This window comes from Streptomyces sp. LARHCF249, assembly GCF_052871255.1.
Window position 1 is genome coordinate 526,667 of sequence record NZ_JBIXJQ010000004.1, and the last position, 26,489, is coordinate 553,155.

The 26,489-nt window shown below is 69.1% G+C and carries 21 protein-coding genes and 2 pseudogenes; 14 read left to right on the plus strand and 9 right to left on the minus strand.

Annotated features, from left to right (window positions below; genetic code table 11):
• Positions 1-374: 374 nt before the first annotated feature.
• Positions 375-514 (minus strand): annotated as a pseudogene (locus ACIPUC_RS14145) (transposase); the annotation flags it as partial.
• Between the two features lie 136 nt (positions 515-650).
• Here ACIPUC_RS14145 and ACIPUC_RS14150 point away from each other — a divergent pair.
• Complete coding sequence (locus tag ACIPUC_RS14150) at positions 651-1,847, plus strand: protein kinase domain-containing protein (RefSeq protein ID WP_446589499.1); 1,197 nt, start codon at positions 651-653, stop codon at positions 1,845-1,847.
• A gap of 279 nt (positions 1,848-2,126) precedes the next feature.
• Here the strand turns inward: ACIPUC_RS14150 and ACIPUC_RS14155 are convergent, their stop codons facing one another.
• Positions 2,127-3,149 carry a LysR family transcriptional regulator gene (locus tag ACIPUC_RS14155; protein WP_446589500.1) on the minus strand — a complete coding sequence of 341 codons (1,023 nt, stop codon included), beginning with the start codon at positions 3,147-3,149 and terminating at the stop codon, positions 2,127-2,129.
• A 115-nt stretch (positions 3,150-3,264) separates the two neighbouring features.
• Here ACIPUC_RS14155 and ACIPUC_RS14160 point away from each other — a divergent pair, with 115 nt between their 5' ends.
• The gene (locus tag ACIPUC_RS14160) at positions 3,265-4,077 is read left to right on the plus strand and encodes an inositol monophosphatase family protein (RefSeq protein WP_446589501.1); all 813 of its coding nucleotides are present in this window, start codon (positions 3,265-3,267) and stop codon (positions 4,075-4,077) included.
• A 50-nt stretch (positions 4,078-4,127) separates the two neighbouring features.
• Entirely contained in the window at positions 4,128-4,772 is a 645-nt protein-coding gene (locus ACIPUC_RS14165) for an NADPH-dependent F420 reductase (protein WP_446589502.1), read from the plus strand.
• A 312-nt stretch (positions 4,773-5,084) separates the two neighbouring features.
• On the opposite strand, the gene ACIPUC_RS14170 is transcribed toward ACIPUC_RS14165, so the two are convergent.
• A complete protein-coding gene (locus ACIPUC_RS14170) occupies positions 5,085-5,642 on the minus strand; it encodes a DUF3291 domain-containing protein (protein ID WP_446589503.1) in 558 nt (185 codons plus the stop codon).
• A 207-nt stretch (positions 5,643-5,849) separates the two neighbouring features.
• Here ACIPUC_RS14170 and ACIPUC_RS14175 point away from each other — a divergent pair, with 207 nt between their 5' ends.
• The 9 genes and pseudogenes from ACIPUC_RS14175 (at position 5,850) to ACIPUC_RS14215 (ending at position 14,477) form a co-directional block, all read left to right on the plus strand.
• Positions 5,850-6,047, plus strand: coding sequence for a hypothetical protein (locus ACIPUC_RS14175; RefSeq protein ID WP_446589505.1), 198 nt, complete (start codon positions 5,850-5,852; stop codon positions 6,045-6,047).
• A 335-nt stretch (positions 6,048-6,382) separates the two neighbouring features.
• Positions 6,383-6,889, plus strand: a complete 507-nt coding sequence (locus ACIPUC_RS14180; protein WP_446589506.1) for a DUF3995 domain-containing protein — start codon at positions 6,383-6,385, stop codon at positions 6,887-6,889.
• Between the two features lie 57 nt (positions 6,890-6,946).
• Positions 6,947-7,792, plus strand: a pseudogene (locus tag ACIPUC_RS14185) (IS5 family transposase).
• An 87-nt stretch (positions 7,793-7,879) separates the two neighbouring features.
• On the plus strand, positions 7,880-8,386 hold the full coding sequence (locus ACIPUC_RS14190; RefSeq protein WP_446589507.1) for a DinB family protein: 507 nt from the start codon (positions 7,880-7,882) through the stop codon (positions 8,384-8,386).
• Between the two features lie 138 nt (positions 8,387-8,524).
• Positions 8,525-8,938, plus strand: a complete 414-nt coding sequence (locus ACIPUC_RS14195) for an SgcJ/EcaC family oxidoreductase (protein ID WP_446589508.1) — start codon at positions 8,525-8,527, stop codon at positions 8,936-8,938.
• A gap of 522 nt (positions 8,939-9,460) precedes the next feature.
• Positions 9,461-9,988, plus strand: coding sequence for a hypothetical protein (locus tag ACIPUC_RS14200; RefSeq protein WP_446589509.1), 528 nt, complete (start codon positions 9,461-9,463; stop codon positions 9,986-9,988).
• 455 nt (positions 9,989-10,443) lie between these two features.
• Entirely contained in the window at positions 10,444-10,860 is a 417-nt protein-coding gene (locus ACIPUC_RS14205) for a hypothetical protein (RefSeq protein WP_446589511.1), read from the plus strand.
• A gap of 323 nt (positions 10,861-11,183) precedes the next feature.
• On the plus strand, positions 11,184-11,813 hold the full coding sequence (locus tag ACIPUC_RS14210) for a hypothetical protein (protein ID WP_446589512.1): 630 nt from the start codon (positions 11,184-11,186) through the stop codon (positions 11,811-11,813).
• A 141-nt stretch (positions 11,814-11,954) separates the two neighbouring features.
• Positions 11,955-14,477, plus strand: coding sequence for a M48 family metalloprotease (locus ACIPUC_RS14215; protein WP_446589513.1), 2,523 nt, complete (start codon positions 11,955-11,957; stop codon positions 14,475-14,477).
• Between the two features lie 490 nt (positions 14,478-14,967).
• Here ACIPUC_RS14215 and ACIPUC_RS14220 read toward each other — a convergent pair whose 3' ends face one another.
• The 6 genes from ACIPUC_RS14220 to ACIPUC_RS14245 all read right to left on the minus strand — a co-directional run bounded on the left by ACIPUC_RS14220 (position 14,968) and on the right by ACIPUC_RS14245 (position 23,414).
• Positions 14,968-17,178: a geranylgeranyl reductase family protein gene (locus tag ACIPUC_RS14220; RefSeq protein WP_446589514.1), complete on the minus strand. Its 2,211-nt coding sequence runs from the start codon at positions 17,176-17,178 to the stop codon at positions 14,968-14,970.
• Positions 17,175-18,143, minus strand: a complete 969-nt coding sequence (locus ACIPUC_RS14225) for a polyprenyl synthetase family protein (protein ID WP_446589515.1) — start codon at positions 18,141-18,143, stop codon at positions 17,175-17,177. Before ACIPUC_RS14225 ends, ACIPUC_RS14220 begins: the two co-directional genes overlap by 4 nt.
• Positions 18,130-18,582, minus strand: a complete 453-nt coding sequence (locus ACIPUC_RS14230; RefSeq protein ID WP_446589517.1) for a hypothetical protein — start codon at positions 18,580-18,582, stop codon at positions 18,130-18,132. Before ACIPUC_RS14230 ends, ACIPUC_RS14225 begins: the two co-directional genes overlap by 14 nt.
• Positions 18,583-18,631: 49 nt before the next feature.
• Positions 18,632-20,053 (minus strand): S8 family serine peptidase, encoded by a 1,422-nt coding sequence (locus ACIPUC_RS14235; protein ID WP_446589518.1) that lies wholly within the window; start codon positions 20,051-20,053, stop codon positions 18,632-18,634.
• A 1,038-nt stretch (positions 20,054-21,091) separates the two neighbouring features.
• Positions 21,092-22,522 (minus strand): non-reducing end alpha-L-arabinofuranosidase family hydrolase, encoded by a 1,431-nt coding sequence (locus tag ACIPUC_RS14240; RefSeq protein WP_446589519.1) that lies wholly within the window; start codon positions 22,520-22,522, stop codon positions 21,092-21,094.
• A gap of 544 nt (positions 22,523-23,066) precedes the next feature.
• Positions 23,067-23,414, minus strand: coding sequence for a hypothetical protein (locus ACIPUC_RS14245; RefSeq protein WP_446589520.1), 348 nt, complete (start codon positions 23,412-23,414; stop codon positions 23,067-23,069).
• A gap of 309 nt (positions 23,415-23,723) precedes the next feature.
• Between ACIPUC_RS14245 and ACIPUC_RS14250 the strand changes: the two genes are divergently transcribed.
• Together ACIPUC_RS14250 and ACIPUC_RS14255 are read left to right on the plus strand one after the other, a co-directional pair.
• On the plus strand, positions 23,724-25,550 hold the full coding sequence (locus tag ACIPUC_RS14250; RefSeq protein ID WP_446589521.1) for a hypothetical protein: 1,827 nt from the start codon (positions 23,724-23,726) through the stop codon (positions 25,548-25,550).
• 321 nt (positions 25,551-25,871) lie between these two features.
• Positions 25,872-26,198 (plus strand): hypothetical protein, encoded by a 327-nt coding sequence (locus ACIPUC_RS14255; RefSeq protein ID WP_446589523.1) that lies wholly within the window; start codon positions 25,872-25,874, stop codon positions 26,196-26,198.
• Positions 26,199-26,489: the final 291 nt, after the last annotated feature.

Consider the following 26,489-nt stretch of genomic DNA (forward strand, 5'->3'; position numbering starts at 1 on the left):
TTTCACCCTCAAGAGGGGCTGGCTGCGGCGGCCGGCCGGGGAGGCCGTCGGCGGCGCGCTGGCGAGCCCGAGACGGCGTGCATGACCGCGAGTGTCGGCAGCTCGGTGTCCGTCAGCTGCGGCGGGTGACCCGGTCGCGGCCTTCTTGCCAGAGAGTGAGGCCGATGCCGGCGATGGTGAGGCCGTCGGGTGGAGTGGTGGAGCCGTCGCCGAGGACCTTCGTGAAGGTGATCTTGAGGTAGCTGGCCTGCGGCCCGGCCCGCTCTCGGGTCTGGATGACTCCTGTGAACGATCCGTGGGGCGGAAGGCTGCCCGGCCATCGGGTGTGGGCGGGGTCGGGCGGATGATCTTTTTCCTTTGTGCGTCCGGCGGCCGGTCTGCCGGGCGGCGTATTCGCGGGTGCGGGAGTCGCTGGACATGCGAACGAGGCGATGCGGTAGAAGGCGGAGTTGGCCCCGCGGTCGCCGCCGCGGGAGAGGCGGTGGCGGTTCGTCCTGCCGCTTGAGGCCGGGACGTGTTTCTCACGGTCTTGTCCCCTGAGGGCCGCTGCCGCTGCCTTCGGGTCCCTCCACGCTTGCCGCGCGTCGGGAGGCCACCCGATATCGTGGGACAAGCACACTTGACGCGTTCTCAATAACAACGGGTGGGCCATGGTGCAGCAGACACAGCCGGGCACGGTGATCGGTGGCCGGTTCCGTCTCGACGAGGAGCTGGCCCGCGGCGGCTTCGGCATCGTCTGGCGGGCGCACGATATGGACCTCGACGTCGGTGTCGCCGTCAAGGAGGTGTACCTGCCTCCGGCGACCTCCCCGAAGGAGCACTCCGAACGCTTGGCCCGGGCCCGGCGCGAGGCCCAGAACGCCGCGGCACTGCGCGACCAGCCGTACATCGTCGCTGTCCACGACATGATCACCGAGGACGACCGGCCGTGGATGGTCATGCGTCTGGTCGACGGGCACTCGCTGGAGCGGCATCTCGAGATCGAGGGACCCCTGCCGGTGGAGAGCGCGGCCCACGCCGCCCGCTGCCTGCTCCAGGCCTTAGCAGCGGCTCACAGCGCGGGAATCATCCATCGTGACGTCAAACCCGCCAACGTCATGCTCGCCGACGACGAGTTCCTGCTCACCGACTTCGGCATCGCCGTCCACTCCACCGACACTTCCCTCACCACAACCGGCGCATTCATCGGCTCTCTGGAGTACGTCGCCCCCGAGCGCGCCAACGGTGCCGAGGACCACCCGGCGAGCGACCTGTTCTCGCTCGGGGCGACGCTCTACCAGGCTGTCGAAGGGACCTCACCCTTTCGCCGAGCGAATCCCACCGCCACCCTGACTGCCCTCCTGACCGAGCAGCCCCCGCGGCACGCGGGGCGCCTGGAGCCACTGATCACCGCGCTGCTCGAGAAGGACCCGGACCAACGGCCCACAGTGACAGAGGCGCTGACGCTGCTCGACGCGCTGGAGAGTACGACGACCGCGTCGGAGAAAACGACCGAGGTGGTCACGCGCGTCCCGAAGCCGACGAAGGTGGAGGTCCGCGCCACGGCTTCGGCCCGTAAGCGCGCCGCCGAGCAGGGCATCGATCTCCCCACGGTCAAGGGAACCGGCCCCGGCGGGGTCATCACCGTCCAGGATGTCTATGCCGCCGAGGGCAAGTCGGCGAAGGGGACGCTGTCCGGGTTCATCGCCAAGGTCATGGGCGGCACGGTGATCCTGGGTGTGTTGGCGATCCTCGTCCACATTTTCGATCCTGGCGAGACGTGGGCACTGACCGGGCCGGATGCCGTGGTGATCCTGGTCATGGTCGGGATCTGCGCATGGCTGGAGTTCGGCCGGCCGAAGGGCTGAGGTCTTCTCGCCAACGCGACGGTTGCGTCGCGTGAGGACGCGGAATAAAGCGCGGCTGACCCGCTCAGAATTGGCGGACGTCTCGCGTGGTGCTTCGGTGGTGCGGCATGATGCTGCTGCACCGTGTGGGGGTTGATCTGTCGCGTCGGCCGGTTCTGAACGAACTCCGCTGGACGAGCGGCGGTGTTCACGGCTGTGGTGTACGTGCTGACGAGCGGCGCGCGTGGCGGTATCTGCCGGGAGCCGTTCGGAGTCTCGCCCGCCACCGCACACCTCGATTCATTGCGTGGACCCGAGGCCCGCCCGGCTCTGGCGCAGGCTGCACCGGGCGGTGCTGGCCTTTCCCCGGGCGTGTCCGTCACTTCCCGGTCCGGTTGGTGAGGGGCTGTTGAGAGGTGGTCGGTGGTGTGAAAGTGCCTGGACGGCTTCGGTGGCCAGCTCTCGCAGCCAGGTGTGGGCGCGGTCGTTGTCGTAGCGCTGGTGCCACAGCAGGTACAGGGGTACGTCGGGCAGCGGGAGTGGCGGCGGCAGTGTGGCCAGGCCGAGTTGTTCCCGGGCCGTGCGGGTGACCGCGCCGGGGAGGGTGACGACCAAGTCCGTGTCGAGGGCGAGTTGCAGTGCGAAGGCGACGGTGGGCCCGGCGGCGACGACGCGTCGTTCGAGGCCGCGCGCGCTCAGGGCGTCGTCGATCGGGTCGCGCAGGCTTCCGCGCCGCGAAACGGTGAGGTGTTCGGCGGCTGCGTAACGCTCAAGGCTCAGCGGGCCTGCGGTGAGCGGGTGGCCCGGTCGGACGGCGACGACCAGCCGGTCCTTGCCGACGAGGCGGTGGCGGATGTCGGGGAGCGCCGGAGCGCTGGAGCTTGATTCGAGGTCGACCTCACCCCGACGCAGCTCGGCGTCGTCCGTCCCGGGTTCGGCAGACAGGCGCAGCCGGACTCCGGGGGCCTCGCGGTGGACGGCGGTGATCAGGGCCGTGCCGCATGCGGCGGTCAGGGCGTCGTGCCAGCGCACGGTGAACACCCGGTCCAGGGCCGCCAGGTCGAGTTCCTGCTGCGCGGACAGGAGTTGGTGGGCCTGCTGCACCAGGGCGTGGACCTCGGCGCGCATGGCCAGCGCGCGGGTAGTGGGGACCATGCTGCGGCCGGTGCGGACCAGGATCTGGTCACCGGTGGCCTTGCGGATGCGGCCCAGGGAGCGGCTCATCGCCGGTGCGGTGACGTGGAGGCGTGCTGCCGCGCCGGCGACGCTGCCCTCTTCCAGCAGGGCGTCCAGGGCCGTGAGCAGGTTCAGGTCCAGTTGCATGCCAGTAACTCTACAAGTGACAAGCATGCACTTGTTGTTAATGATCGAGCGGCTTACCTTCGAAGTGCGGGGGCGAGACAACCGCCCCGCTTCGACCAATCCCAGGGAGCCCACCATGAGCACCGCCATGCCTTTCGACGCCGGTACGACCCTCATGTCCGACGTGACCGCCGCGGTGAAGGCCGCCGGTGTCACGCTCCGCGACCGCTACACCTCGCACGCCCGGGGCGTGAGTCTGGACGAGGTCGTGGGCGAGATCCACGCCAACGACGACGCGGTGCTGGACGTGCTGCGGGCACCGCTGCTGCAGGCCCGGCCGGGGTCGCAGTGGACCGAGGATGAGCTGGCCGGCGGCGCGCTCCCGCCCGGGGAGTGGTGGGTCGTCGACCCCGCCGAGGGCAACATCAACCACGTCCACGGCATGGAGGACTGGGCCGTCACCGCCACCCTGGTCCGCGACAACCAGCCGGTACTCACCGTCGTCCACCTGCCGCTGACCGGCGACACCTACACCGCGGTCGCCGGCGGCGGTGCCCGCCTCAACGACCGGCCCCTGAAGGTGTCCGCCAAGACCGACCTGGGCGCCGCGCTCGTCGGCACCGGCCAGGCCAAGCCCGGCGAGGACGAGCGCACCTTCCGGCGGATCGGTGACTCCGTCACCGCCATGCTCATCAACGGCCTGGTCGTGCGCGTGTCCGTTCCCGCCACGATGCAGCTCATCCACGTCGCCGCCGGACGCATGGACGCGTTCTGGCAGTTCTCCGACGTCCGCTCCGGCCTGGTCGCCGGCGCCCTGCTGGTCTCCGAGGCAGGCGGCACCGTCACCGACCTGGTGGGCGAACCCTGGAACACCGGCAGCCGCGACTTCCTGGCCGCCGCCCCCGGCATCCACGGCGCCGCCCTCAAGGTCCTCTCGCCGATCGCCTGACCCGACATCTCCGCTCTTTCCCACCCGATACCACCAAGGAGCATCACCGCATGACCAGCATCGGCATCCTGGGCACCGGCCGCGTCGGAACCAACCTCGCCGGCAAGCTCTCCGCAGCCGGACACCACGTCACCCTCGGCGGCCGGGACCCCGAAGACACCGCCGGCCGCACCGCCGGGCTCGCCCCGCGGATCGCCTTCGCCGACCATCGCACCACCGCCCGCACCGCGGACATCGTGATCAACGCGACGCCCGGCGACAGCTCCCTGGACCGCCTCACCGACCTGCGCACCGAACTTGCCGGCAAGATCCTCATCGACGTCTCCAACGCCACCCGCGACGACGGTCACGGCCTGCCCGGCGACCTGTGCTATCCCGGCAGCAGCCTCGCGGAGAAGCTCCAGGCCGCGCTCCCCGACAGCCGTGTGGTCAAGACCCTCAACACCATGCTCTTCATGGTCATGACCGCTCCCGAAACCCTGGCCACCCCACCGACCGCCTATCTCTCGGGCGATGACGAACACGCGAAGAGGACCGTCACCGGCCTGCTCGGCGACCTGGGCTGGCAGCCCGAACGGATCGAGGACCTCGGCGACATCACCACGGCCCGCGCCACCGAGGCCATGATCCTGGTCGTGCCCCACATCCTGCGCCGACACGGCTTCAAGCCCTTCGCCGTCTCCCTCGCCCGCTGACCCACCAAGTCCGGGTCCAGGCCAAAACCAGGTAGCGGGCTCGTGCGAGGCGGCTGGCGGCTGGCGGCTGGGGGCTGGCAGGGGCAACGCCCGCTGGGCTGCAAGTGGCGCCCGAATTCATCGACATTGATCATGCCTACAAAGGGTGCAGGTTCGCGAACCGAGGAGAACTGGCGTGCACGGCGGACCGCGGATGGAGGAAGCCCTCGATGTCCTGCGTGCCGAGCTGGAGGTCGGGCGATCGACGAAGACCGAGTCGCCGTCATTCAATCGAGGTGTCTGACAGCGAACCCAGTCGTTCAGGCTTCCTTGTCAGCGAGACTGGTCGCTCTTCGGCCCGATGCCCTTGATCCTGGTCGGAGTTCCCTCCGGGGCGAACGAGTGGTGGAAGGTGAAGGCGTGCGGCACGGAGCCGTGGTCGTGGAGGTGTTCCAGCCTGGAAACCCCGTCCCGCCAGGTGGGTATCACGCCGCCGGAGACCCACCAGCACACGTAATTCGGGTGCCCTGTCCTCTCGAACCAGTCGTAACGCCTGTTCAGCGCCTCACGGTGCAGACCGGTGTAGACGGCGTCGAAGGCGGGGCGCAGGTCGGTCCAGAGTGAGAGTGTCGCGGCCAGGGCGGTGGTTTCCGCCGTACGGCCCTTGCCGTACCAGGTCGGTACGGCGAACTCTCCCCATGCACCCCAGTCCGCCCCGAAGAGCATGCCCCGGTCACCGTCTGCCGCTTCAGCACGCGCGAGGTATCCGGGGTGCTGGCTGACCTTCCGGTAGACGGCCTCACCAATGTCGTAGAACTCGCGCGTGAGAGGTGCGGGATCGGCGAGAGGTGACTTCAGGACGCCGAATGTGTACAGAGCAAGATGGGGCATGCGTCTCTCCCTGGTTGGGGGTGCCTGGTGTGGACCCGGTTCGGTGGCTCACGCATGGGGGCGAGGAATCGTGGGGGCGTGACCGACTCACCCGTCGCGGGTGGCTCAGGCTGAAGGAACTCCTGTGCGACCGTGGGCGATCGCCGAAGACCAGGTGAAGGTAGCTGCCTCCGCGGGCCGTGTCGAAGTTGCGTTTTCCCTGTCCCAGTGGCCTCTTGCACCGGCCATTGGAGCGACCTCCAGAGCTGGTGGCAGGACACCCACCACATCTCCGGCGAAGCCGAGGCCAAGAAGTCCCTCTACGCGCGACTCCGCCGCAACCTGCCCGACAACCCTTCCGGGCACCGCAACCTGTTCGCGCTCCACCAGTGCCACGACCACCTCGGCGCCGGTCAGGGGCGGTAGCACCAGCCGCTGCGCCTGGTCACCGAGGCCGGCCAAGAGGTCGTAGGGGCGCGGCTCAACGGTGCGGCGGTAGACCCTCACAGCTCCGGTGAGCATTCCGGCCGCTAGGTAGGCGAGCAGCTGGGTGCCGGTTCCCACGGCCAGCGCGGTGAGCACCGCGGCACTCCTCAGCCTGGCGGCCGACGGGCCTACCCAGGGTGGACCGGGCTCCCCCGGGTGGGGGAGTACGCAATCGTGCGGCTGCCTGATCCGCGGGAGGCGCCTGTTCGGAGAGGCTTGTTCACGGCGGGGGGACATCGGACCGCCACTCGAACCCGAGCATTTTGGAGGACCTGATGGCGACCGAGAGCGCGACCTCACTGCCCGCCCGTCAGCCCGCATGGCCCGGTTACGTGGCTGCCGTAGCGGCCCTGGGATACGCGGCGCCCCACTTCTGGTGGGGGGCCGGTATCTCGGCGATGTTCCCCGGGGACTTCGCCACGGCCCCTCACGGAAACCTGGAGGCCGTGGTCGGCTACTGGATGATGGGCGCCCTGGCTGTGTTCGGCGGCGTGCTCTCCCTCGCCCTGGTCCGCCCCTGGGGCCGCCGTATCCCGGCCCTGCTCATCGCCGTCCCGTCGGGGCTCGCCGCGATCGGCATGGCCCTCTGGGGCTTCACGTACTTCGCGATGCAGTACCTGATCTCCGCCGACCGCGTGGTCTCGGCCCCGGCCTTCGCCGCCCAGGACGCTCACCCGCAGGCGGCCTGGGCGCTGTTCTGGTACGCCCTCTTCCTGACCTGGGGCATCACCCTGGGCATCGCCGCCTGGCAGCGCCTGCGCGCGCGCCGGGCGGGAGTCTGACGAAGGGTCGCAGTTGTCCGGCCGACCACGTGACTGACCCGCGCCCAGGCCGTTGATGTGAGCACGGGGCGGGATGATCTGAGTGATGCCGAGTGGGAACGGCTGCGGGCGTTCCTGCCGGTCAGCAACCGGCGTTGTGGTAGGTGGCGGGATCACCGGCAGGTGATCGACGGGATTCTGCACCGGGTGCGGACCGGTGTGCAGTGGCGTGCCCTACCCGAACGATTCGGGCCGTGGAAAACCGTCATTGGGACATCTCGGTCGACTCCATCATCGTGCGAGCACACCAGCACGCGGCCAGCGCTCGCACCGACCCGGCTACCGGCCCCGCCTCAAAGGGGGATCGGGTTCCGGAACATCAGAACGAAACCGCGTGGCAGAGCCTTCACGCCCGCCTGGTGAAGGTGTCCAGGCGGCGAGGGCCTTGGCCGCTCGTGGGTCGGGTTCACCAGCAACATCCACCTGATCGCGGACGCCTGCTGCCGCCCGCTGCCCCTGATCGTCACACCGGGACAGCGGGCGGACTGGACACAGTTCAAGCCGGTACTGGAGAAGATCCGAGTCCTGAAGATCGGGTCGGGAAGGCCCCGCAAGTAGCCGGACAGTGTCGCGGCCGACAAGGCCTACAGCAACGGGCCCTGCCGCGAGTACCTCCGGCGGCGGGGCATCCGGTGCACCATCCCGGAGAATACTGGCAGCCAGGCCGCCCGCCCGCGTCAAGGCTCACGCGGCGGACGGCCGCCCGGCTTCGACGAAGAGCGGTACAAGAAGCGCAACACCGTCGAACGGGCCATCAACCGCCTCGAGCGACACCGGGCGGTGGCCACCCGCTACGACGAGCGCCGTTACGTCTACCTCGGCACTGCGAGCGCCGCGGCACGCGCCATTTGGCTTCGAACATGATCGGCCGGACAGGTCTTACGCGGAGCAGGTTGGGCCCGCCGATAAATGCCTCGACATCGGTCGCGGTGATCAGGGACGCTTCGCGCGATGACCAGAATCGACGACACACCACGAACGTGGGACGAGCGCACCCAGCTCACCACAGTTCTCGACTACACACGTGACACCGCCCGCGCCAAGTGCGATGGCGTCTCTGCGGAGAACGCCCGCAAGGCGCTCCTGCCGGGGTCACCGCTGATGACCATGAGCGGAGTGATCAACCACCTCCGCTGGGTTGAGTACTACTGGTTCCAGGTCGTCTTCCTCGGCGAGGAAGACCGTGGCCCCTGGACCGAGGAGGACCCCGACCGCGAGATGCGTATCGCCGTCGACTTCCCGCTCACGCAGTTGCTCGACGAATACGCCGCGCAGAGCGCCCGCTACCGCGAACTGGTCGCCGCGAATGGCCTGGACAGCCAGGCCAAGCGAGCTGTCCGGGACGGTCTCCATGTCGACCTGCGCTGGATCCTCCTTCACCTCACCGAGGAGACGGCCCGTCACAACGGCCATCTGGACATCCTGCGCGAGATGTTCGACGGCACGACCGGCGACTAGCCGGGCGTCTCGTGCCGGGTCGTTGTCCTGGGCTCCAGACTGCCCTGGGCAGCATGCGGCTCTCGCACTGGGCGTCCGGTCATCTTGGTATCGCGATGTGATCACACACTTGACCTCTATCACGCTTGAGGTGTGAAGATGACGCACATGACCCTGGAATCCGAGGCCCACGCGGCAGACATCGAAGCCATCAGCCAGCTCGTCGCCACCGTCGAGCACTCCCAGCAGAACAAGGACCCCGACGAGTTCCTGGGCCTCTTTCACCCGGACGCGATCTGGACGACGGCCCACGGCAAGGTCCTCATCGGCCTTGACGCAATCTCGGAGTTCACCCGCAAGGTCCTCCCCGCGGCGAACTGGGACGGCAAGGTCACCTACGAGGTGACCCACGTGCTCTTCATCCGCCCCGACGTCGCGGCGGTCAAGGTCCGTCAGCGATACCTGGCCCCGGGCGAGGAGAGTGAAGGCGCCCCTCTGTACGTGACCTCCAAGCAGACCGACGGCCGTTGGCTGCTGACCGCCTGCCAGAACACGGCCGTCGTCGCCGACTAGCTTGCCCGTCGATCACATGCGAAGCCAGATGACTATGGTGGCGGCGGTGACGGTGTCGAGGCAGATGTAGCCGCGTGAGACGCAAGCAGGAGGGCAGCCCGACGAGGTGGAGCCGCTGGGCCGGGCTGGTGCCCTGGCACGCCTTCACGCGTCGCACCCCGAACCGGTCGGCCGCCTCGTGCCGTTCGAGCGACCGGCAGCGCTGCTGTCCCTCACCGAGCCGAACGACCTCCCTTCACCGCACGGGGCGGAGCTGTCCGAGGCAGAGACGATGGGCCACCTCCACGACCTATCCGCACGGTCACCCACGGCGTCACCACGGAACTCGGCTAGGCCAGCCCCGGGATCCCGCTCGAGGGTCCTGGTCGGCAAACGCCGCGAACTCGCGCTGCACCCGGCCCATGCCGACGGCCTCGCCCGGCTCCTGCACCACGCCGTCGGCACCATCGGTGCCCGCAGCACGGGTCCTGCGCCGGAATCCTGGTCTGGCGAGGCTGGCGACGGGATCCTTCGATTTTGATCTTGACCGGCCTGAGCACGGGGGAAGAGGTCCATCTGGCGAGCGGAGCGCCGCTGAGGGCCGTGGCCGGCGACGACACCGGCGGAACCTACTTCATATGTGCCGACGGGGCTGTGCTGTACGCGAGCTCCGAGGGCGAAGCCGGCCTCATCGGCGCCAGCATGGACGAGGCCCTGGAGATCCTCTTCGGTCTGCCGGGCTGGCGCGACTACACCGAACTCGACCTCGCGGCCGATGACGAAGCGCTGGAGGCGGTGTTCAACCAGCCCGAAGACGAGGTTCGGGACTCCGACGGCCCCGAGCTGGACGCCGATCGCAGCACCCTGCTCAGCGGGTTGGGCCTGCGCCGGCTCCGCAAGCGGGAACTGCTGCGCAGGCTCCAGGAATCCCTTCTGCAGACCGAGCCTGAGTTCCCGCTGGTGAACGCGGATGAAGGCTGCGCGTACGAGTTGCTGGACCGTCTCCAGCGTCCGCCGCTCTGGCAGGTGGTCCTCCCCCCGGCCAGACCGAACTGGCCCGGATGCGGGTAGACCGCACCTGCTGGGACGCGACTGCGGGCGATCCGGTACGGCGGGCCACTGTTCTGCGCCCAGCCCAGTACGACGGCAGCCGGGCGATCTGCGGCTTTTGCGCATACTCCTGCAGTAGGAGGCGGCCCGCCGCGGCCCCACCGAGGAACTCAGCCTTGCCGCGGTCCTGGTCGCCCTGCACGGTGAGACGAAGGACCACACTCTGCTGCGGTCCCTGCGGAAGTCCGAACCCGATTTCCACTTCCTGTTCAGCAGTTTCCCGGTTTCGGCGGGATGGAGGCGCAGAGGTATAGAAGCACGCCTCGTTGGTGGCCGGTCGGCTCGTGCTTACCGGCGGGGGCATCGCCCAGACGGTCAGATCCGGTCGCTATGCGCTACTTTCTGTCGTTCCCTTGCGCTCGCGTGCAGCTGGATCGACGGTGGGCTGAACGCTTACCGCAGCGCTTGGAGGTTCCATGAGGAAGACCCGACGCACGGCGGCAGTATCCGGGGCGCTGCTCTGCGCACTGCTCACCCTCGGCGCTTGCGGCGGGGATGAGGGTGGTCGGGGCGGTGCGGGTGGCAACGACGGCGGTGGTGTGTCGGGCGGCGGCCTCTCCGACGACCGGGGCGGGGTCGCCGGCATTCCGGCCGCACTGATCGGAAGTTGGAGCGGAGGCAGCTCCGACGGCTTCAAGTCCTCCGTGTACAGCTTCTACCCAGACGGCACGTGCAAGATGGACATCTGGGGCACGACCCTTGTCGGCCGCTTCACGGTCGCCGGGAACCAGCTCACCACCTACACCCAGGCGGGATCACAGACGTACGTATGGGAGATCGGCCCCCAGGGGTACCTGTTCCTCAACGGGGAGAGCTACGTCCCCTTCGGCTGACCCGGTCACTTCCGCTACCGAGGAGGCCGGCCATTCCTGGGATTCCCCGTGGCGGAACTGGTAGGCGCCGCCGGCCGTCCTCGCGATTGCCTTCTGTGGGGTCGTCCGTCAACGGTCGGGGATCCTGCCCCGATCGGCGGCTCTCCTCCCGCCCTGGAGCCCTGCCTGCTGACGGCTGCCGGGGGCGTGCGCGGGGCGAGGGAGCCGTGCAGTGCACTCACGCGCGCCCTGTACGACCCTGGTACGCCACCTGGCTGCTGCGTAGGGTTGGTCGACCGGAAGGGAAGCCGTCCGGCGCGAGCCGTGCAACCCGGGGGTGGGGCGTGAGCCGATCGCAGGCGGAGCCGTACGTGCTGGAGGAAGACCTCCTCAGGGAGATCGCCCGCGAGGTGGTGGAGGACGTCGCTCCGCACGAGCTGGTCCTCTTCCACGCCGAGAGCACGGCCTACTTCCGGGATCCCCGCAAGGCGCTCAAGGCGGCGCGCAAGCGGGCGGCCGCGACACCGAAGGATGAGCGGTTCGGTTTCGGCGGCGGTGAGCTGATCGCCATAGCGACTCCCATCGTGCTGGCGATGGTCGAGACCGCCCTGGTCACCGTGGGCGCACACCTAGCGCTGACGGCGACGGAGCGGAGCGCGGGCTCGGTACGTGCCCGGGTGCGACGCATGCGGCGGCGACCGGACCCGGCGGAGGGGGAGGAGCCGACCGGGGGAGAGAACTCCGCCGAGGCGAGCGTTACCCCGGCGGCTGGGGCGGCCATCGACTCCGCGGCCGGTCCGGAGACCGATGCGGTGGACGGGACCGCCCGCCCCGCCGAGTCGGCTGAGGCGCTGCCCCCTGCGGTGAGGGAGGCCACCCGCCAGAAGGTGTACGAACAGGCCCTGCGATACGGAATCGACGAGGACGGGGCCCGACTGCTGGCCGACGCGGTGATCGGCAGCCTCACCACATAGCCGAGCCCGCCCACCACCCTTCGGGGGTTCGCGATGCCGACGCCTGCCACGCCGACGGTTCCCGCACCGGCGACTTCACCGGAACCGTCCGGGCTTCCCGCCGGGACGACGTTCCGGTTCCTCCTCCTTATCACCGCGTTGTTGGGCGCGTCCGTCTTCGTCTACAACACCGTGTACCTCGCCCTCGCACCCGGCGCAGACCGGGCGCAGGAGGTCTATGAGCAGTGCTCCGCGGCAGCCGGCCGGACCGGGGGGAACGGCGCTTTCCTGGACTCCTTCCTTACCTGTACCGCGGAGTACGAGCGGACGAAGGCTCCCTGGGTGCTGGCCGGGATCGCTCTCCTCCTGGCCCTCGCCGGGCTGTTGTACTGGGCGGACCCGAAGGTGCACGTACGCAGGCACGACCTGACCGCTTTCGCCCCGGAAGCGGACGCGGAACAGGCGGCCCTCGTGGGACGCCTGCACGAGCTGGTGACCGAGGCGGGCCTGCACCGGCCACCCCGATTCCTGCTGCGGCTGTCCAGGGGTGAGGTCACGGCCCACGCGTTCGGGCGCGCGGGCTGGTACGCCGTGGTCCTCGACGCGGGGTTCGTCACCTTGTTCCGGGCGGACCCCGCGCGGTTCCGCGCCGTGTTGCTGCACGAGCTGGCACACCTGCGGAACCGGGATACCGACATCGAGTGCCTCACTCGGTCGTTGACCTGGGCCTTTCTCCCCCTCGGCGTGCTCCCCCTGGCCGTCGGCCTGATCGGCTCCCCACCCCAGGACGCGCTCGGCGTCGGGTTGCGGGCCGCGGTCCTGCTGGGCCTCGTCTTCCTGACCTCCCAGGCCGTGCTGCGGGTGCGGGAGTACGGTGCGGACGCACGCGCGGCATCGTGGGTTGTCCGTGAGGACTTGGTGGCCGCGCTCGAGGCGGCAGCGGACGATGGCCGCCCGTGGTGGAAGGCGTTGCGCGGCAACCATCCCACCACCGATCAGCGGATCCGTATGGTGCACCATCCGGAGCGGCTGTTCCGGATCGGGTTCTGGGAGTGCTGCGCGGCCGGAGTGGCCGCCATGAGTGCCGGCAGCGGGTTCCTGATCCTGTGGTGGCTCACGGCCCATGAGGCCGATCCGCTGAACAGCCGATGGGCGGCGGCGCTCGTGGTCTCGCCGGCCATCGCGGCCGTCATCGGCCTCGGAGCATGGCGTACGCCCCGGTCCGGACGCACCGTCCGGGACACGGTGTTCCCCGCACTCGGCCTGGCGGCCGGGCTCGTGCTCGGCAGGCCCCTCGCCGTGGACAGGGGGGTGGGGGCGGTCTCGCCCTGGCCGCCTTCGTCCGAAGGCATGACAGCCGCCCTCTGGGCGCTGTCCCTGGCCGTGATGCTCGTCCTCTTCGTACGGTGGGCCGCTCAGTCCTCGGCAGCCTGGGGGGCTCCGGCCGCTCCACGGCGCACGCTGTGGGCGGTGGGCTGGGCCGCCGCCTCGCTGATCCTGTCGGTCGTGATCGCCTCGTGGATGGTTCTCACCGACACGGCGGACTGGCTCGGCACCATCGGGGAGGGGGTCCGCGCCGACCACCGCGCTGTGGCGCAGGTGGCGCCGGCGGGGCCGTACTGGCTTTGGTCGGCCGTTCAGCATCCGCTGGTCCTGCGCTTCGCGGAATGGACCCCGCTGGTCCTGGCGCTCGTCGTGGTGTGGGCGCTGCCGCTGGCCGCGCGCCTGCAGCACCCACCGCGGTCGGCGACGGCGGGGAGGAGCACGGCGGAGACTGCGGCAGGGGGCCGGAGGACCTGGCCCTTCGTGGTCGTCCTGACCTGCCTGGCCGCCACCGCGGCCTTCCTCGGTGGCACTCTCGTCTCCCGCCTCCTGATCCATTCCGGCATCTCCGAGAGGACCCGTACGATGGACGGCTTCCTGCTCGCCTTCACCCACGGGAACCTCGTCGCCGCCATGTTCCTTCAGGGCCTCGTCGCGGTCTCCACGGTAGCCTTGCTCCGGCCGCGGCACGGGCGCATGGCCGTCCTTTACGGGCTCGTGGCAGCCTTCCTGACCGGGTGTCTGCTGACGGCCGTGCTCTTCGGCGGTGTCCTGGCCGCCGGCTGTGTCGACGCGCTCGCTCTGCGCCCCGCCGCGTGCAGCGGGATCTCGGTGCCTCTCGTGCGCAACACCCTGTTGCGGATCCTCGTCGGGGGTACGGCCTGCTCGCTGCTCGCCATCACAGTGGGGGGCGTTGCCTGGGCCGTACGTCGCCGTGGCCGACCGGAGTCGCCGCCTCGGCCCGTGGCCGAGGCGGCGACAGAAGGCAGGCTCACCGCACGCCGGGTCGGCCTGGCGGCGCTGCTCCTAGCCGGAAGCGTGACGGTGTTCGCGTGCACCACGGACAAGACCGACCGGAGCTTCGGCCCGCCTCCGGGCGGGCTCGAAGAGGTCCGCTCGGCCTGCCAGCACTACGACGAGTTGCTGGGCTCTCTGGACGCGCTCACGACCCCCGAGGTGCACACCCGCCTGGACGAGGCCAGTCAGCTGGCCGTCCGCGGCGGGGAACCAGCGCTCGCACTCACCTTCATGGAGCATTTCAAGGCAGCTCTGGAAGGCGATTCAGCAGCGTTCGAAACACACGGAGAGCGAATCCACCAGACCTGTGGTGCTGCCGGGGTCGTTCTTGTGAACCTTCCCTGAAGGGCGAAACCAGAGAACCGGTCAGGGCCAGGCGATCGCTCTTGCGTCGGCGTTCGAGGCAGTGCACACGTCGAAGCGCTCGTCCGCCGCCCGCGGCCGTACTGCCGGCGCGCTCGCTGCGAAGAGTCCGGCGTTCTTCATCGCCTTCGACGCCCGGAGGTCCTCTTCGCGGCCCGCGCACTGACCGCCCCATGGACCCTGTGTCCCATGACCACCGACCCGGACAAGGCCAGGGATTGGCTGGAGGACTGGAGGGACGTCACCGGCGTCGAGGGCCTGGTCGTAAAAGCCCTCAACCAGCGGTACCGACCCGGAGCCCGCGACCGCGCCTGGACCAGATCCGCCGCCGGGACACCACCGAAGCGATCATCGACGCCGCCACCGGCACCCTCACCCGGCGATCGCAACGCCATCCCCAGGGCCTTGCTGTGGCAAGTCGGCGGGCGGGGCGACGACGGGATGGCAGTAACTGGCTTTCCCGATCGCCGGATCATTCGAACGATGACCCCAAATCAGCTCGTTCGGACACCTGTCGCGTGAGCGCGTATTCCGTCAGCGCGAACAAGGATGCGCGGGCAGGACCTTGCGGCAGTGCCTCAAGCGCCTCCGCGGCCCGGCCGGCTTGCTCGCGGGCCAGTTCCATCGTGAGGTCCAGGGCTCCGCTGCCGCGGACGATCGCGACCGCCTCGTCGACATCGTCCGCAGTCAAGCACCCACGATGGATCAGGCTCGCCAGCCTGCCTTGTGTGCGCCGCAGGGCGACCAGTACGGGATGGGCCAGCGTGCCCTCACGCAGGGCGGCGCCCGCGTCCTTGTCCACCGGCCCCGTGACTCCCGTAACCCCCGTGAGGATTCGGATGTCCTCGGTCAGGCGGAACGTGACGCCGAGCGCACGGCCATAGCTCGCCAGAGCGCTGACGTGTGGCGGCTCGGCGCCGGCCACGACGGCGCCGAGCCGGCACGGCAACTCGAAGGATGACGCCGTCTGCAATTCGACCAATGACAGGTGTTCGTCCTCGGACACCCCTGCGTCGAACGCGTGGCGGCGCTCGCGAATTCGGCCAGTGCACACCTTCCCGACGGCGCGGGAGATGAGCTCAAGTGCCTCAGGGCCGCCGTCACCGGCGAGGTGCAATGACTTCGCCATCAGCAGGTCGCTGACCAAGATGGCGAACCTGTTACCCCAGCCGGAGTGCGGGGTCGGCGTGTCCTCGACGCCGAGTTGCGCGAGCGCCGCCAAGGCGCTCAGTTCGATCGCGGCGCCCAGCTTGATTCTGCAGCGCGTGCCTGGGTCACCGAAATGGGTTGCAAGCAGCAGCAACAGTGCCGGCCGTAACTGGACGCCGGGATCGCCCCAGCCCGACGTGGCCAGGCGGGCCAGGAAGGGCCACTCGCCGCGGACAGCGCTCGTCATGAGCTCACCGACGCCGAGCAGATCGGTGCGTACGTCGAGCCCGGGCGACAACAGCGCGGCTACGTCGCCGATCGTGCGATGGGCGCGGAGCTCGCCCGTACCCTCGGGCAAGAGAACCGCCCGCCGACACAGAGCGAAGGGCGCGCGCTCGCTGTCGAATGTGCTCTCAAGGACCCGCCAGACGAACTGGTACCGGTGAGCCGAGCGGCGGCCGGCCGTCAGCCATCCGGAGTACGAATTCTCCAGCAGCAGTGCGTAATCGAGCAGGTCCGGACGCACGGGATCGCAGATCAACCCGCGGTCAATGACCTCGGCCGCAGTCCTGCCGGACTCCAGCGCGTAGCTGATGCCCTCCCCCGTGAACGGGTTCACCAGCCCGGCCGCATCGCCGACGAGCAGGATGCCGTTGGCAACGCAGCGATCGGGTGCGAAGTCGAGAGGGAACGGTGCCGTGGCCCACTCTCCGCGCAGCCGGCCGCCGAACGTCTGCCTGCCCGTGCCCAACCGAGTGAGGAAGTTCTGCAGCACCTCCTCGGCCCGGCCTTCGTAGCCGGGACGGAACAACCCGACGCCGATATTGGCTTGCGACGCACAGGTCGGGTTGACCCAGCCGAACGACGGCAACAGCTCCCGCCCGGCCACGTCGTCGAGCGACAGGAAGACCTCTTGGAGATCCGGCAGCCCGCGTAGATCGGTCAAGTAGCCGCGGATTCCGACACCGAGGTCACCCTCCGGTCGCAGACCGACCGCGCTCGCAAGCGGCGACCGTGCACCGTCGGCCGCGACGACCGCGGCCGCCCGGACATCGATGAATCGGCCGTCACGGTGTACCCGCACCCCGACGACCCGTCCGCCCTCGACGATCGGGGCCGTGACGGCGGCCTCCTCCCATAGTTCGGCGCCTACCGCCGCGGTGCGGGTACGGACCGCCTCGTCGAGCACGGCACGCGGCACGATGAGGCAATGGCTGTCCGACCCCGGATAGGCCTCATAGAGGAAATCGCGTCGGCCACGGTCGCGCATGTGGACCCGCATGCCCCGCATCCGTTCCGCATGGGGCAGAGAGCCGAGGACGCCCATCGCGTCGAGGATCCGGACCGCGCGCTGTGTCACCGCGTCACCACACGGCTTGTCCCGGGGGAAGCGCTGGGCATCGAGCAGGAGGACCCGGCGGCCCCGGACCGCCAGATGGTAGGCAGCCGAACAACCTGCGGGCCCCGCGCCGACAACCACCGCGTCGTAGCGATCCGGCGCATCCACCGCGTCCACCGCGTCCACGATCTTCATCGTGTGCGGCTCACTACGCTTCGGGTGATGGTGGCGAGCGCCTCGCGGCCGGGGAAGTCTGGAAGCTCGGCGAGCGCGGCGGCGGCGCGCGCGGCATGGGTGTGCGCGAGTTCGCGCGTCGTGCCCACCGTGCCGCCCATCCGCACCAGCGCCGCCGCTTCGGCCGCCTCGTGCACGGTGAGGTTCTTGTGACGCAGCAGTGCTGCCAGTCGGCCGCCGGGGTTCCGCCGCAGGGCGAGGAGGACGGAATGGGAGAAGACGCCGGCACGCATATCCGTACCCGTCGGCTTGCCCAGGTCCGCCGGGTCGCCGACCAGGTCCAGCAGGTCGTCGGTGAGCTGGAACGCGATCCCCAGCTGCTGTCCGAAGCGGGAAAGTGCATCGACCAGGCGCGGGTCGCCGCCGGCCAGCTCCGCACCGAGCCGGCACGGCAGTGCGAACAGCGTGGCCGTCTTCATGCGAATGATCTCGAGATGCTCGTCGATGGCCAGCTCCGTGTCGTACGCGTGCTCAGTTTCCCGGAGCTGGCCACTGCTGAGTGCGAACGCCCCTTCCGTGACCGCCGATACCGCGTCGTGTGGCAGATGGGTCAGCTCGGCCATCGCGCACGCGAGCACATGCGTTCCCGTCGTGGCGGCGTAAGCGTTGCCCCACCGGGAGTTCACGCTCGGTGCTCCGCGTCTCGTCGCCGCACCGTCCATCACGTCGTCGTGCATCAACGAGCCCACGTGCAGGAGCTCGATCGCGGCGGCGGCATGGAGGAGCAGCCCCTCATCGGCCTCACCGAGGCTCGCGGAGAGGAACAACAACTGCGGGCGAAGCCGCTTGCCGCCATGCCGGATCAACTCGGCGGCGATTCGGCCCAGGCCCGCGTCCTGTGCGGTCACCGCCTCGTACATGGTGTCGGCGAGCCGCGCGGACCATCCGGTGTACGTCGAAAGCGGCGGAGTCTCAGAGGAATTCATCGCGCAGTTCAGCGAGCTGTGCGCGCAGGCTCGTCGAGGTGAAGGCAAGTTCGGCGAACCGGATGAAGAAGCCGTAGCCGTTGTGCAGGTCGTCCGCGGGAGCCCGGACGATGACGTCTCCCCGGAAGTAGGCCTGCAGTGGCGTCAGCTGGCCAGCCGCGATCGCTTGCGCGGCCTCCAGGTACACCGCTCCGTGCATCATCTCGGCCGGCCCGAGCCCCGGATCGATGATGACGTCGCCACCTCCGACACGAACGTTGACCCGGCCCAGGCCGAGCACGGCCACATTGGCCTTTCGGCCGTCGAACTCGCGCACCATCTCCTGGAACTCGCCCGGGTTCTCGGTCCGGAAGTTGGTGACCCCACGACGGATGTGGTTCGCCAGTGCCTTGTCGTTCTGGGTGACGCTTGTGGCTCGGGGCGCGAAGTCCTCTGACACGGGACGTCTCTCCTCCTTTTTGACGGATCCGGCCGGTGATGTGGCGCCGTCACGGCGGCGGCGGTGTGGCGGTGACCGCCGCCAATGCGTCGACCCTGCCGTACCAGACAAACGGAATCGGCCCCGGCATGGTCGTGGTGATGAGCGTCTTGACCACGCCGGGGGTCAGGTTGTCGTTCTTGTCCAGGATGAGCGCAGCGACGCCTGCCACATGGGGGGTTGCCATGCTGGTGCCGGATTTGTTGATGAATCCCGGTGCAACGACGTCCTGCGGCTTTCCCGTGCCCGCTGCGCGTGCCGAGGCGGTGGCGACACCCGGCGCCGCGACATCCGGCTTCCGGCGGCCGTCCGGCGTCCAGCCGTGGCTGGAGAAACTCGCGATCTCGTCGTCGTCGTCGGTGGCACCGACGGTGATGACCGTGTGTGCGTTTCCGGGACAGCGGATCCTGGGCCAAGGGTGCCCCCAGAAGTCGACGCCTTCGTTTCCGGCGGCGACGACGACCACCACGCCCAGGCTCACCAGCCCGTCGGCTCCGGTACACACCACGCAGGTGCCGGCGGGGCAGTACCACCCGCCGTCACGGTGCGAGAATCCCCAGCTATTGCTTGCGACATCGGCGCCCGAGGTCGAAACGGCGATCAGCCCCTCGACTGCCCATTCCGTTTTCGTGAAACCGTTGCCGTCCATCATGCGGATGTCGACGAGGGTCGCGCCGGGGGCAATGCCGCGGAACGTCGGGTCCTGGCTCGCGACGACCCCGGCGCAATGCGTTCCGTGGCCCTGGTCATCGCGGTTGACCGCCGCACCGGTCATGTCCTGTTGCGGGCCGACGATGCCCACGAGGGCGGGGTGGGTGTCGTCGACTCCGGTGTCGACGACCGCCACGGTGATGCCCGTGCCAGTGGTACCGGGAGGCAGGACGTCCGCCTGGATGAGGGGGCGGCTGACGTCGAGCGTCGCGGCACTGCGCAGCTTGTTGCTCACGACACTGCTGACGTCGTCCCGCGCCGCCAGCGCCAGCACCTCGGCCGACGTGAGAGTGGCGAGGACGCTGTGCGTGAGCCAGAACTCCTTCTGGATTTCGATCCCCCGCCGTTCGAGGTCCGCCCGGATGCCCCGCAGGAAGATCTCGGCCTCGGCTTGACGCGTCTCAATGGCCCGAGCTCGTTCAGCCTTTGGAACAGGCCTGCCCCGTGCTGCGGTCAGGCCCGACACCAGGTTGATCATCACCTCGTGCCCCGGCTCCTCGGCCGGGCCGGGCGCACCAGTCCAGGTGGCGAGCTTGCGTTCCTCGCGTTCCAGGAGAATGGCGTCGACGAGCCACGGATCGAGCTTGCGCACCGCGACGGGGCTCTGCGCCGTCAGCTCTTCCAGCTGCTTCAGGTGTCTCTTTTGTACGTACCAGTCGAACTGCGCGCGGCTACGGTCGGCCGCGGACCGACCGTCTCTACCGGCAGGCGGCGAGGACATCCGGGCTCCTCTCGATACTCAGCCACGATCTCAGCCTGCGTCGGCGTTCCAGCAGTACGTGCCTGCCGGGCTTCCGGACGGCCAACGACCGCGAGCAGCGACAGTAACGGCAAACGAGCTGTATCCGAGTAAATCGCCCGGAACTCGCAGCTTTCACCCCCACCCGTCGCAACATGTGTCTCGATCACCGTCTCGACCCGCGTCAGGTTCACCTGTACGCCGACGCTGCACCGGACGACTCCCCATCAGCTGCTGAGGCCTGCTCTCGGACGCCGACGACGGCCCGGCTGGCGATCTTCAGTGCTACTTCGTCATTCCTGATGGCCTGCTTGAGGAGCTGGGTGTGGGGTGCGTTCCCTCGGCTTCGACACTGCAGCGTGTGGTGCGCCGTGACTTGCGGGCGGGACGGGTGTGGGAGGTGGCTCGGCCAGCGCGGGGCCGGGTTGCCGCGGGCTCCTTTGACCAGGTGCTGGCTGACCTTCGGCTGACGCGTTCTGGGGATGGCCCGCCGGTCTTGGATGGTGATGAAGACGCTGCGCCGGCGCAGAACCCCGGGTCAGGACACAGGGCCGGAAAGCGCGTTGCGGGGTGGGGCGCGGTTGTTTGTGGCGGGTGCGCGTGTGGTTCGCGCCAGCGCCGGAAGAAGCCGTAGACGCGGTCCCACGCGGGGAAGGCCGCCAGCATCGCCCGCCACCCCCGAGCTACACGGGAGGCCCTGCCTTCATTCACACCCGGCCAGAAGATCACCCGACCGAGTCGCGCACTCGAACCGACGTTCACAGAGATCGATAGAGCAACGGCTTCTAAGGCTTCGCGGGCGAGGAGCGCAAAAGATGTCCGTCACGGCAGGCGGTCCAGGCTCCCCAACCGGGCGCCCTGAAACCGCCTGCACGCAGGATGAGGAACCCCAGCCGATGCGCGGCTGGGGTTCCTCGGTGCGGTGAGTATCGGTCAGCAGGTGGAGCTGCCCACGCCGTAGAGAGCTCGTCTACGCGTCGGCGGACCGCACCACATCGCGATCACCGTGGATCAGGCGGGTCAGCGCTGCAGGGTGAGCAGACCCGGCCGGTACGGCAGTTTCAGGTAGTCGGTGCCCTCCGGTGTGCTGGTGGGGAGGCCCTGGTAGAGGAACCGCAGGTTGCAGGCATCGATGGTCATGGTCTGGTCGGGGTTGTTGCGGACCAGGTCACCGTGGCTGACGCCCTTGGCCCAGGTGGAACCGCTGTTGGCCTGGCCCGCGAAGGGGCTGCTCTCGCTGCCGGCCTGGACGGTCCACGGACCGTCCAGGCTTGAGGCGGTGAACGAGCGGAAGTAGCGGTTCGAACCCTGCGCCTCAACGATCATGAGGTACTGGTTCTGGCCCTGGACCTTGTAGACCTCCGGCGCCTCGAACAGAAGGTCCCTTGCGTCGCTCATGACCGTCGTGTACGAGGAGCCGAAGTTGCCCGGGAAGTTCCCGATCGGCATGCTCGCCCGGTAGATCTTGCCGTTGTCGGCGGCGAAGAACAGGTACATGTTCTGGTCGTCGGCGATCATGGTCGGGTCGATCGGGGCGTCCCTCTGGTCCCCGGGGCCCGGGGGGAGGCTGCCGGTGAACAGCGGCTGCGCGGCGGACCAGCCGTTGGGGTTGGTGGGGTCGCTGGACGTGCGGTAGTAGAGCGGCCACTGACTCCACTGGGACACCATCACCCAGACGTTCTTGGGCGCGAAGTAGAACAGGTCGGGCGCCACCGCGGGCTCGTTCATCCTGGTCTGGGTGGCTGCCCCCATGTCCGACCAGTTCGTGAAGGGACTGAACGCCGTCGAGCCCCACGCCGTTCCGTTGGAGGTGGTCGCGTAGACCAGGTGCTTGCCGTTGTAAGTGGTGGTGCTGAAGTCCTTCAGCGCGAGCTGCCCGTTCGCCGGCTGCGCCAGCGGACCCGTCGAGGTCCACCGGTAGTTCGACGGAAGAGCACACGCGTTGCTCGCCCCGGACAGGCCGGTCCACTTCTGGTTGTTGCCACCGTGGCAGGACCAGACCTGCACCCCCGTGCCGTTGGGCGTACCCCAGCCCGAGACCTCCAGGCACAGCCCGGACCGCACGCCGACGATCGTGCCGTCGGAGTTCACCCGCCACTGCTGGTTCTCACTGCCGTTGCACGTCCAGAGCTGCACCGGGGTGCCGGACGTGGTGGCGCCGCCCCGGACATCCAGGCACTTGTTGCCGTACACGGTCAGCTGGCTGCTGTCCGTCAACGTCCACTGCTGGTTGATTCCACCGTGGCAGTCCCAGATGTGCACGTTTGCGCCATCGGTCTGGCTGAAGCCCGCCACATCGAGACAGCGGCCGGAAGCAACGCTGCGCAAGTCGCTGGTGGTGGCCGCCTGAGCCGGGCTGGTGACGAGCAGCGCCGCCAACGCGGCCAGGGCCGCAACCGCGGCGGCGAGCACCGCGGACGGGCGTCTGCGGCTGGAACTTTGTCTGCGCATTGAGATCTCCTTTGTGACCGGATGAGCTGTCACACGGTTTAGGCAGGGGCGACCTGTCCTCGGCACCTGTGGATCCGGCTGGATCGGGCATGGCGCGTCGGAGCGGCGACAAGGTGTGGCCCCTGGGGTGGTGGGGGACGCCGGAGTATTGTTAGCGCTAACAATTCGCAGCTCGCACATGGGCGTTGGAGGCAGGCAACCAGGGGCCTGAGCGACTGTCAAGATCTTCTGCAAGATCCGTCGGATCGCTGAAGCAAAATCAGGACGGTCAACCGCGTACGGGAGTTGATGGAGTCGAGGACCAGCGAGTCGGCGGTGGTTCCGGCGGCCAGCCAGGCCTCCACGGCGGCGACGTGCAGCGTGCCGCCATAGGCATGCTGCGGCTGACCGGTCGCATGTGCGCGACCGGGCCCGTAGGAAGAGATACATGCAGCCTCCCGTCCCACGACAGGACGGGACCTCAAGGCTGCTGTCCCTCCTCGCCGGGGCCCGTAGGTCCTTCAGCCGTTCCAGATAGCGGGTCTGCTTCTCCCGCGCTTCCGGCTCACACCTGGGCGCACCATGTTCTCCCCACCGCCGCTGTCCCACAATCAACGCCTGCATACATGGCACAGCCCCAGATCAGGATCGGTACGACGCCGGGGTGAACGAGCCCGTGCTTGGCCGTGAAACGGCCGTTGCTGAGCGAGGCCGCGCCGACCTGCGACTCGTGGTCGGGCCACAGCGCGAGGTACGCGCCCCGGCTGACCGCGGCACAGGCGGAGCGCCGTGCCTGGCGCAGCTCCTCGCCGAAGCGGGTCATCTCCTCGTCGGCGCCGAAGTTCCGGCGCGGGTTGAGGGGAGTGGGGGAGACCTGGTCGAGGGGGACCCGGATGAGTTCGTACGCCGGCACGTCGCCCTGGGCGATGGCCTGGCCCGCCCGCGTTCGCTCCGGCCGTTGGTGCGGCGGGCGTTGCTGAAGGCCGCGCCGGTGCCGAGGAGGTCGCTCCGCCCTGTCGGCGGCGCTCGAATCGTGACCCACCCTGGCCGCACGGCTTCTCAGGCGGATTCGCGTGATCGTCGCCAACGGTCCACTTTTCACCCGTCACCGACAGAGCCCGCCATACGGGAGCAACTCCGGCGCCCCTGGCCTCGTCTAGTCAGCAGCAAGGCGAGCCATGTGGCGCTCCGCAACACGAACACCTCACGGAAAAGCATGGTGATGACGCAACTGACCCCCGCACCCCCTGCCAGGACCGAAAGCGCCCGCTGCGCCGGGGATCCGTCGGCGGACAGCCGTACCCTCGCAGGGTGGTGGCATGCGCGCTGGGTGGTGCCGTCCGCGCTCGCCGTCGGATACGTGCTCAACGTGCTCTTAAGGCTTTCCCTGGTCACGCATCAGGACCATCCGACGGTCAGCCCGGACGAGCAGATGTATCTGGTGATGGCCAGAATCATGGCCGGCCGGCCGACGACCGAGATACACGGGGACCAGATCCTCCCAGGCGGCTACTCGCTGCTCATCTCGCCGGCTCTGCGCATCACCCAGGACCCGGTTCACGCGTACCACCTGATCATGGGTATCAACGCCCTCATCAGCTGCCTGATGCTGCCCCTCTCGTACTGGGCGCTGCGTCGTCTGAACACCTCGCGGCCGGTCTCGTACGCCGCCGGCCTCGCAGCGGTGCTGCTGCCGACGGTGCTCTTCTACACGCAGTACGCGATGGCCGACACCCCGCTGCCGGTTCTGGTGCTGCTGTGGCTGATCGGTGTGCACGGCCTGTTCACCGAGGGCAGTGTGCGTCGCAGGATCCGGTTCGGCCTGCTGGTCGGCTTCGCCGCCGGGTACTGCCAGTTCACCCACGACCGTGGCGGCGTGATCGTCGCACTGACCGCCGCGGTGCTGCTGGTGGCGCTGGCCTGCAACTGGGTACCCCGCATGGCCAGTGCGCCGGCGCTGGCGGCGCTGGCCGTGATGTTCGCCGTCAAACAGCTGATGACCGCCTGGCTGATGTCGCGAATCGACGGCGCCCGCCCGAGCGAAGTGGGCAACGCCGTCTTCGAGACGCTGGCGAACACCCGGCTGATGCGCCGCACCTTCATGCGCGCGGTCGGCCACCTCTGGTACTTCATGACCTCCACGTGGGGCCTGGGTGCGCTGGCCCTCGCGGTCTGCGTGTACGCGGTGTTCAGCAAGCGCTTCAGCCTGGCCAACCGTGTGGTCGCCTTCCTCATGGTGGCGCTGCTGGGCGGCATCACACTGGCAGCGGCCGCCGGCCTGCCCGCCGACGGCCGGATCGACACCATCACCTACGCCCGCTACCTGTCCCCGCTGGCCCCGGCGTACGTGCTGGTCGCGGTGGCGGTGCTCTACCACGTCCGAGGCTGGAAGAAGATCGTCGCGCTCGGCGCGACCGCCTCCGGCGTGACGCTGGCCCTCTTCGCGGTGCTGGTCCACATGGCGGCCAAGGAGCTTCACACGTCGTACTTCGTCGTCTGGGGCCTTCCGGACGCCACCTTCCTCGCCAGCCTCTGGCCCGCCAAGGACGACTGGGGCGGCTTCCACGCCGGCCGCACCACCGTGACCGCCCTGATCGTGCTCGCCGTCGTGCTGATGCTGCGCCTGCTCGGCGGCAACCACAGGGCCGCGCTCGCCACCGGCGCCATCGGGATGTCGCTGGCCGTGTTCGCCGGCGTAGGGAGCGTGGCCATCACCGACCACATCACCAAGCCCCGGACGAGCGGGACCTACGGCGTTGCCACCGGTTTCGTCCGGGAGGTCGGCATCCTGCCCGGCGACCGGATGGTGATGGACGACGGCCTCCTGTGGGAGATCCGAGCGACGATGACCTTCATGGTGCTCGACGGCCGGGTCTGGTCCCGCGCCCTGAACAAGAACGAGGCCGCGCCGGCCGAGGCCAACGTCGCTGCGCTCCCCCTCCTCGACGAGAAGGCGCCGCCCTCTGACAGCTGGCGCGACGCCCCGCCCGGCTGGTACGTCGACCGGGACGTCCGGGAGCGCCAGTACGTCATCTGGCGGCGAGGCTAGCTCTGCCGAAGGTGTTGCAGAACCCATGGTCAGCAGCCGTGACAGGGGCCTGGCCCTCCTTGCGCTGCGGGGGTGAACCCACGTAGCCGTGCGGGCTGGCTTTGTACACGTCGAGGAGCAGCGTTTCGACAGCAGTTCGGGAGTCACCCCGGCCATCGGCGCCGAGCCGTTGTTCATGACGACGGGAGGCGCGGCCTACCGCTGGGAAGTCGTACCGACGGTCTGGGCGACACGGCGGCTTCGGGCATTTATGCCCGTATCCGGTACGGCGGCGTGCTAGAGATAAGGGGAAAATACTCCCAAAGCAGGAGGTATACGACGATGCGCACAACTCTTCTCGGCGTGACGGTCGCGCTGGGTGCAACGGCAGTGCTGGCTGTCTGCGGCGCCGGCGCGGCCAGCGCCGACGGCGTGGGCAACGCAGGCATCGGCAACGCAGGCGTGGGCAATGCAGGCGCTTTCAACGACGGCATCGGCAACGCGGGGATCGCCAACTCGGGTCTGGGCAACGCGGGGATCGCCAACTTGGGTCTGGGCAACGCGGGCATCGCCAACTTGGGTCTGGGCAACGCGGGCATCGCCAACACGGGCATCGGCAGCCACGGCATCGGCAATTCAGGCATCGGCAGCTCCGGCATCGGCAATTGAGACGGGCTCACGGCCCCCGCACCACCGGGTCGCACGACGCGTCCGGCTGACGCAGGGCCGGTCCACCCGGGCTGCCCGCTCCACCAGCGGCCGGCCCGGGTGGGGCGCCGAGTAGCTGGCACGCGAGGATGGCGAACCGCGCGCTCGGCTTCACCTCGTTGCACGAGAACCTGGATGCCATCACCCCCGGCGGCGGGCGGCTGCTGCCGCCCGCGAGCGCGGCCAGATCGGCGGCCGCCGCGGGTCGCCACCGAGGCCAGCGGGCAGACGATCGCTTTGTACTGGTTCCCC

Bases quoted from the DNA above. Each gene is read 5' to 3' on its own strand.
- ACIPUC_RS14250 (WP_446589521.1), top strand. From the start codon at position 23,724: ATGACGCAACTGACCCCCGCACCCCCTGCCAGGACCGAAAGCGCCCGC.
- ACIPUC_RS14155 (WP_446589500.1), bottom strand. From the start codon at position 3,149: ATGCAACTGGACCTGAACCTGCTCACGGCCCTGGACGCCCTGCTGGAA.
- ACIPUC_RS14220 (WP_446589514.1), bottom strand. From the start codon at position 17,178: ATGAAGATCGTGGACGCGGTGGACGCGGTGGATGCGCCGGATCGCTAC.
- ACIPUC_RS14180 (WP_446589506.1), top strand. From the start codon at position 6,383: ATGGCGACCGAGAGCGCGACCTCACTGCCCGCCCGTCAGCCCGCATGG.
- ACIPUC_RS14225 (WP_446589515.1), bottom strand. From the start codon at position 18,143: ATGAATTCCTCTGAGACTCCGCCGCTTTCGACGTACACCGGATGGTCC.
- ACIPUC_RS14150 (WP_446589499.1), top strand. From the start codon at position 651: ATGGTGCAGCAGACACAGCCGGGCACGGTGATCGGTGGCCGGTTCCGT.
- ACIPUC_RS14240 (WP_446589519.1), bottom strand. From the start codon at position 22,522: ATGCGCAGACAAAGTTCCAGCCGCAGACGCCCGTCCGCGGTGCTCGCC.
- ACIPUC_RS14170 (WP_446589503.1), bottom strand. From the start codon at position 5,642: ATGCCCCATCTTGCTCTGTACACATTCGGCGTCCTGAAGTCACCTCTC.
- ACIPUC_RS14205 (WP_446589511.1), top strand. From the start codon at position 10,444: ATGAGGAAGACCCGACGCACGGCGGCAGTATCCGGGGCGCTGCTCTGC.
- ACIPUC_RS14235 (WP_446589518.1), bottom strand. From the start codon at position 20,053: ATGTCCTCGCCGCCTGCCGGTAGAGACGGTCGGTCCGCGGCCGACCGT.
- ACIPUC_RS14195 (WP_446589508.1), top strand. From the start codon at position 8,525: ATGACGCACATGACCCTGGAATCCGAGGCCCACGCGGCAGACATCGAA.
- ACIPUC_RS14255 (WP_446589523.1), top strand. From the start codon at position 25,872: ATGCGCACAACTCTTCTCGGCGTGACGGTCGCGCTGGGTGCAACGGCA.
- ACIPUC_RS14190 (WP_446589507.1), top strand. From the start codon at position 7,880: ATGACCAGAATCGACGACACACCACGAACGTGGGACGAGCGCACCCAG.
- ACIPUC_RS14165 (WP_446589502.1), top strand. From the start codon at position 4,128: ATGACCAGCATCGGCATCCTGGGCACCGGCCGCGTCGGAACCAACCTC.
- ACIPUC_RS14160 (WP_446589501.1), top strand. From the start codon at position 3,265: ATGAGCACCGCCATGCCTTTCGACGCCGGTACGACCCTCATGTCCGAC.